The 7338-nt window shown below is 45.6% G+C and carries 6 protein-coding genes; all 6 read left to right on the forward strand.

Features of this window, described 5'->3' with window-relative positions:
* The first annotated feature begins 108 nt into the window (after positions 1-108).
* The 6 genes from PAENI_RS14430 to PAENI_RS14450 all read left to right on the forward strand — a co-directional run bounded on the left by PAENI_RS14430 (position 109) and on the right by PAENI_RS14450 (position 6413).
* On the forward strand, positions 109-2388 hold the full coding sequence (locus PAENI_RS14430; protein WP_188114573.1) for a chondroitinase-B domain-containing protein: 2280 nt from the start codon (positions 109-111) through the stop codon (positions 2386-2388).
* A 175-nt stretch (positions 2389-2563) separates the two neighbouring features.
* Positions 2564-3562 (forward strand): glycoside hydrolase family protein, encoded by a 999-nt coding sequence (locus PAENI_RS14435; RefSeq protein ID WP_149645787.1) that lies wholly within the window; start codon positions 2564-2566, stop codon positions 3560-3562.
* 25 nt (positions 3563-3587) lie between these two features.
* Complete coding sequence (locus PAENI_RS31835) at positions 3588-3734, forward strand: hypothetical protein (protein ID WP_188114574.1); 147 nt, start codon at positions 3588-3590, stop codon at positions 3732-3734.
* A 468-nt stretch (positions 3735-4202) separates the two neighbouring features.
* Positions 4203-5129, forward strand: a complete 927-nt coding sequence (locus PAENI_RS14440; RefSeq protein ID WP_149645770.1) for a DUF2268 domain-containing putative Zn-dependent protease — start codon at positions 4203-4205, stop codon at positions 5127-5129.
* A complete protein-coding gene (locus PAENI_RS14445; protein WP_149645771.1) occupies positions 5104-5853 on the forward strand; it encodes a MerR family transcriptional regulator in 750 nt (249 codons plus the stop codon). The genes PAENI_RS14440 and PAENI_RS14445 overlap by 26 nt, the downstream gene beginning before the upstream one ends.
* 326 nt (positions 5854-6179) lie before the next feature.
* Positions 6180-6413: an XRE family transcriptional regulator gene (locus PAENI_RS14450; RefSeq protein ID WP_149645772.1), complete on the forward strand. Its 234-nt coding sequence runs from the start codon at positions 6180-6182 to the stop codon at positions 6411-6413.
* The last annotated feature ends 925 nt before the right edge of the window (positions 6414-7338 follow it).

Genomic DNA, 7338 nt, shown 5'->3' on the forward strand with positions numbered 1-7338 from the left:
CCGGCTTTCGTATTCTTGAGAGGAGGTGCCGGACGGAACGAAGGGAATGATTCAATAACCATCATTTCATAATAGAAAGGATGAAAATGAATTATGGGAACCAAATGTATGACGTTCATTATTTTGATCTGTATGCTTGTTGTGTTAATACCAGGAACGGCAAGTGCGGCTGATACGAAGTTCACAATTGGCAGCTCCGACGTGACGGCGAGCGGAGATGACGGCAACGTTCCAGCCAACACGGTGGACAACGATTTCTTAACACGTTGGTCGGCGAATGGCGACATGCAATGGATCCAGTACGATTTGGGCGTAAATCGCAAAGTGTCTTTCATCAAAATTGCATTTCTGAATGGGTCAAGCCGCACTTCTACTTTTGATATTTTGACGTCTACGGACGGTTCAACCTTTACGACCGTCAGCAGCGGAGTTGTGAGCAGCCTTGTGGAAGGTCTGCAAACGTTCGATTTTCCGGATGTCGATTCTACCCGCTATGTGAGGATCGTTGGGCACGGCAATTCCTCCAACCTGTGGAACAGCTATTCTGAAGTTGAACTCTACGGCACCGCGAGCGGATCTCCGCCAGGCGCAAGCAAGTTGGCGATTACTGTGCCACAACTTATGGCCAGCGGAGATGACGGCAATATCGTCGCGTATACAATCGACGGCGATCTTAACACACGCTGGTCAGCGAATGGCGAAGGGGAGTGGGTCCAATACGACTTTGGATCGAGCAAGCGTGTGGAATACGTGAAGATCGCCTTCACCGACGGGGCGGAGCGAACTTTCGCTTTTGATATCCAGACTTCATATGATGGCTACAACTTCAGTACAGTGCTTTCGGGAGCGGTCAGCAGTATGAGCAACAGCTTGCAGACGTTTGATTTTGCCGATGTTGCCCCCGTCCGCTACGTTCGTATTGTTGGCCATGGCAACTCGGTGAACGCCTTGAACAGCTTTGCCGAGGTCGAAATTTATGGTAGCGATTCAAGCGGCAGCGGTAGCGAAGGGACGGTCGTCGAAGTTAGCACTTCCACGCAGTTGGCTGCCGAGCTTGCAACCGCTACGGCGGGTAAAACGATTGTGTTGGCAAACGGCACGTATTCGCGTACAAGCCCGTTTGCTGTTCAGAACAAAAACGGCACTGCCAACGCGCCAATCGTCATTAAAGCGAAAAACCGCGGTCAGGCTATCATCTCGGGAGCGTCAGGCTTCCGCGTCGAGAACTCCTCGCATGTGGTGCTGGACGGATTAAAGTTTACGAACACAAGCAATGGCGCAGTGGTGTTGGAAGGCTCGCACCATGCGCGGCTGACCCGTAATACGTTTGCGCTTCCCAGCTCGGGGAGCGGCCTGATGTGGCTGCAAGTGCGCGGCACGAACAGCCATCATAACCGCATCGACCGGAACGACTTCGGACTGAAGAGCGACACCGAACCGCTGATCGCTTACGAAGGACAGGATGGCTCAGGTCAAATTTCGCAATACGATATTATCGAATACAACTATTTCCATGATGTAGGCCCATGGGTAGCTAACGGCAAAGAGACAATTCGTCTCGGCTTGTCGGGACTTACGCTCTCCCACGGCTATAATACGATACAATACAATGTATTTCAGAATTGCGATGGAGAGCCGGAAATCATATCGGTCAAGAGCAGCAGCAATTCGGTGCGCTTCAATACATTCCGCACTTCCAAGGGCAGCCTGACGCTGCGGCATGGCCATAACAACAGCGTATATGGTAACTTCTTCCTCGGGGACGGCGTGGAGTCGGATCAGGAAGGCATCCGGATGTTCGGCAATGACCATAAGATTTATAACAACTACTTTGAGAATTTGACTGGCGAAGCAATCTACTTGCCTAACGGAGACTTTGACGGCGGTACTGGAGGCTCCCCTCCAAGTCCGACGGTCGAACAATTGCGCAAACAATGGAAAGTTTACCGGGCGCTTATCGTCAACAATACGATTGTAAACAGCAAAACCGGTATCGTCATCGGCTCGGGCAAAGCGTATGCTCCGCAGGATTCCGTCGTGGCGAACAATATCGTATACAACAGCACCGGCACGCTTTATTACGAGGCGGCGACAACGAATACGCTGTTCCAAGGTAATATCGGGTTTGGCAGCACTATTAGCAACATATCGCGCAGCTCGGAACAGATCCGAAATATCAATCCGCTGCTGACTGCGGTGAACGGCATTCAGAAACTGTCCGCAAGCAGCCCGGCAATTGCTGCAGCTGTGGGGACATACGCGTTCGTGCTGGCGGATATGGACGGTCAAATGCGGACGACAGCAGATGTGGGGGCGGACGAATATTCCGGCGCGCCTCTACTGAATCGCCCGCTAGCGGCCGACGATGTGGGGCTGAATACGCCTTAGGATCGATATATGTGCAAGCGTGCCGGCGGTTGGTTCGCCGGCATGACTATGTCGATCCATTGATGTATGGAGCAGTCCTGTTATTCACTTCATTTGGAAGGATGGGAGACCATGTTTCACAGCAATTATGGAGCAGCGGGAAAAAACGAGGTGACTGTACATGCATACTAGCACAATGTTGCCGGCTCCGCGTGGCGGCGGCTTCCGTATGGAAGGTTATTGGGTATGGTGCGGTTCCGTCGTGCAGGGCGAGGACGGCAAATACCATATGTTTGCCTCGCGCTGGCCGAAGACACTGCCGATGCATCCCGGCTGGATGACAGCTTCAGAGATTGTCAGGGCAGACTCGGATACCCCCGAGGGACCGTACCGATTCTGCGAGGTGGCGCTTCCGGCGAGGGGAGCGGAATATTGGGACGGACGCTGCACGCACAACCCCCATATCGTCAAGCACAACAACAAATATTTGCTTTATTATACGGGTTCGACCCATCCGCTAAGCGATCCAGAGCCGCCCGGGAATTTCGGGTTAACCGATCCTCAATGCATCGTGGCGCGGGCGAACAAACGGGTAGGTCTGGCTATAGCGGACAGCGTTTTGGGCCCGTGGCGCAGAGCGGACGAACCGATATTGCCAACACATCCCGGCCGATTCGATAGCTTTCTGACCTCCAATCCGGCTCCGTGTGTCAGGGAGGACGGTTCCGTGCTGCTGATCTACAAGGCACGTCACTACGAAGGCAACCTGCATGGCGGCATGACGATTGGCGTTGCGTATGCGGATCACTACGAGGGGCTGTACCGGGTGCTGAGTGACGAGCCGGTGTTTCCTCCAGAGTCGTTCCATATCGAAGACCCTTTCATCTGGCAAACAAACGAAGGATACAATTTGATCGCCAAAGATATGGAAGGGCATCTATGCGGAGAAAAATACGGCGGCATCTACGCCAAGTCGCCGGACGGACTGAAATGGAGCTTGCATGGGCAGCCGCAAGGCTATTCCCGGACGGTGCGTTGGGATGACGGCACGGTGCAGACGCTGGGCAATCTGGAGCGGCCGTTCCTGTTGTTCCAGAACGGCAAGCCGACTCATTTGTTCGCGGCCGTCTCGGACGGCAGTGATGGTTTTAAGGACGCTTCTGATACGTGGAACATGGTTATACCTTTGAAATAATGATTCACCGGGGCTGTGGTAAATTATGAACCGGCTCGTGGACAAGGGCAATACAGTCATCGTTATCGAGCATAACCTTGACGTCATCAGTCAGGTGAATTGGATTATCGACATGGGGCCTGATGGCGGTGGCAGGGGTAGCAAAATTATATTTGAGGCGAAACCTATATAATTCATTTAAGCGAAACATTCTTTCACAGGAAAATATTTAAAATAATTTGGCTTTGCTGCTTGAATCAGAATGTTCAAGCACTAAACACTTGGTATGATAGTCCGACTTCCGTAAGAATATCAAATCAGATTAAAAATTGTTTAAACCTAGCCACCTTGCGTACTAAAAGCGGGTGGTTTTTTATTTCAGACAACTTATTATTTTTATCGAGGGACAAGAACATGAGCTGATTACCGATTAGAAAAGTATCTAACTATGTTTCCATGCAATTTCATTAAGCTAACGGGCAGGAAAGTTTTAAGAGTATGTTGAAGATTAGTAGATTTAATTAATCATTATTTAACTCATTCTTGGAGGTATCTGATGGAGCACCATGTACCTAATTTTCAGTATTTGATCCAAAGCACTTGACTATGACGTTAGGTCATAGTGCATAATTCTCACTATAAACGACTAGGAGTGAGAGATATGAACATAATAACATTGCGTTCAGACCACATTTATCAAAAAGTTGCCCAAGCTTCGCCCGAGGAAAAACTTGAATTATTCAGAAATGAAATGATGGCTCCCTTTATGAAACAATGGCAAATTCAACAGATCCCTTTTAGAGCTGAAGAGGCGAATGGTTTTGACGTTGTTACGTTTAATAGTATAATGCATCGATCCCCTGATCAGATTACCCAGCAGATTTCACCTGAGATAGAGTTGATTTCGTCAGATTCTTTTTGGTTAGAGTGTGAGCACGCGGTAAGGAAAAGCCTCCGTCTATTTATAGAACATGAAATAAGTCTCCCCGTATCCGAATATTTGTTTACCATTCAACTAGGGAATCCGGAAAGCAGTGCCTTAACAATAAACGAAGGATATAGCGGCTTTGGGGGCATTCCCGGGTTTATTTGGGGTACACTCTTGCCAAATGAGTACACGATTTCTCGAATGAAGGCTGCGCTGGCGCACGAATGCAACCATAATGTGCGATATCAATTTATTCAGTGGGATCACACCGTTAATTTGGGCGAGCTCATTGTAAGTGAAGGATTAGCTGAAAACTATGCTACGTTCATGTTTGGCGAAGAATTGCTCGGCCCTTGGGTAACGAAAACAAACGCAGACACACTTAACAGGCGCATAAAGCCTGTCCTTAGAGAGCAATTGCAATTAACAGGGTTTGATAAATTTGCTCCGTATCTTTACGGTGACGAGATCGCCAAACTTCAAAACTTTGAACCGGTCAATATGCCTAATAGTGCTGGCTACGCTTGCGGATATTATTTAATCCAATATTATTTAAGAAAAACAGGAAGAACGATCTTTGAGGCCACAATAACACCTGCTGCTCAAATACTAGACGAAGTAAAAGGATTTTGGGATGAAGAAACCATTATTAGCTGTTAAAGATATTGTTCAGATTACAGGCATTACAAGCCGGACCTTGCATTATTACGATAGGATTGATTTATTTAAACCGACACATCTGACGGAAAAAGGGTATCGCTTATATGATCGAAGCAGTTTGGAAAAACTTCAAACTATTTTGTTCTTAAAGGAATTGGATTTTTCCTTGAAAGAAATTGCGGACATTTTAAAGCTGACCAGGCAAGAACAGAATCAAATATTAAAGAAGCAGAGACAAACCTTATTTTCGAGAAAACAAAGACTAGAAAGCATCATGGTTGCTCTCGAAGAATACGTTTCGGGGAATGATATTAGTAATTTGCAAATTTTCAACAATTCTTCCGTTTTGCCATTAAAAGAACAATATGCAAATGAGGCGAGATTCATCTATGGTGAAACTGAAGCGTATAATGTGTTTAATGAAACGTTGGATAAACTTTCACAAGATGAAAAAGATGAACGTTTTCAATCGATGGAGGAAGTATTCAAGCAAATTGCGTCTTGTGTCGATCAGCATCCTTCCTCCGATGAAGTTCAGCGATTAATCGAGGAGTGGAAAAAAAATCTAATGCAATTCATGCCATGTGATACAGAGCTACTGGCTTGCATTGCCGATACTTACAAATTCGATGCACGATTCAATAACTACTTTAATCAATATAGCAATGAGGATTTAGCAGATTTTCTACACAGTGCTATTATGCATCATATATATCAATCGTGAACAGGAAAATTCGGCTTGCCGTTTTTACATTAAAGTAACGGGCATTATAATGAATTATTCGTTAACTTCTAGGTTCATAATTGGACAGGTGGGACAAAGAAATTGAAAACATTTTGGTATGAGTCTTGGCTGAAGATAAAAGAGTTCTACGGAGTCTAACACGGTTGAACTAACGGGAAACAAAAGCCCGCGATGGAACTCGCCCAACAAATTGGGCAGACGCAAGGGGAACTTCATCGTTATAGGACCCTTTATAAAGTATATTCATGCTGGTAATGGACAACGCTTAAGGTTAAGTATTATCTTATGCGGGAGGTCATCGCTTCTTGAAATTTGAACTAGGACGTTGTTTACTGAATGAACGATTGATGGAATCCGGAAAGTCAGCGGAATGGCTGGCAAAAGATTTGCTTTTTAAACCGGAACGAGTTTACGACTTTATTGAAAACAAAAGAGTGATGCCACTCAAAATTGCCATATCGATCGCCGATTCCATCGGTTGTGATGTTCGTGCCTTGTATGAATTAATTCCGAACAATAATGAAGTAAAGGGAGATTAATGGAATAAGTGGTAGGTTGCATTAAGACTACGAATGTGATCCATTAAGCTAAGATAAAGGGAAACGATAGGTCAATCAAAATAAGAGGGTAGCTGATCATTGTGATCGGCTGCCTTTGTTTGTCGAGGGACAAAAACATGGTCTCAATGAAAGTCGCTATTTTAGCGGATTTTTTGTTTTATCGGTACAAGTTCTTGTCCCGATTACCATAAAGGACAAGAAGATGGTCCGATTACCGATTAGATAAGTATTTAACTGCTTTCTTTTCTTCATTAATCTAACGGGCAGGTCAGTATATTTTCTGACCAAGACCAAGTATCTTCTTGGGCAAAATAAGCTGTCAAGCACGGAAATGGGCTGGGACAATGAAGGGCAAAGCTAACCTTCGTTTTGACCCGGTAAAGTCACGCGGGCAGAAATGGCTAAAATAGTGTATATGCTGATAAATGATTAAACGACTTTAATTGTAATCCACACAAAGAAAGTCGCCCTTAATTTGTGTGGATAATTTAGGGTTTAACACGATTTTCTTGCTTAATTAAGCAGTCCTATGATTAGCTAATCTGTCATTATTTGATGCTGGGTTATCACCTTTATGGTTATTAGATGTATAATCAGCGTAAAAGCTCAGACAACATACGCCCCAGCCTAGGATAAGAGCTATAAGGCTGTTTTTTTTATTTACACTAGAGATTTTGAGGGATAGTTTATAAAATTGGTAAAAAACGACATGCAGATTTGCTGAGATAGGTGAAGCAGGTCCTAGATTTGTAAGAATGACAAAAAGATAAATTGTTGAGCTGAAAGGTGGAAAAAAGGTGGGAGAAGGAAAAATAAGGAACTGGAATTCCCTGGTGTTTTTCAGTGTATTGCTTATTTTTATTATTGCAGGATGTTCTACATCACAAGAGACTCATCAACTCGG

The sequence above is a fragment of the Paenibacillus sp. B2(2019) genome, from assembly GCF_008370385.1.
In the GTDB taxonomy this organism is placed as follows: Bacteria; Bacillota; Bacilli; order Paenibacillales; family Paenibacillaceae; genus Paenibacillus_AQ.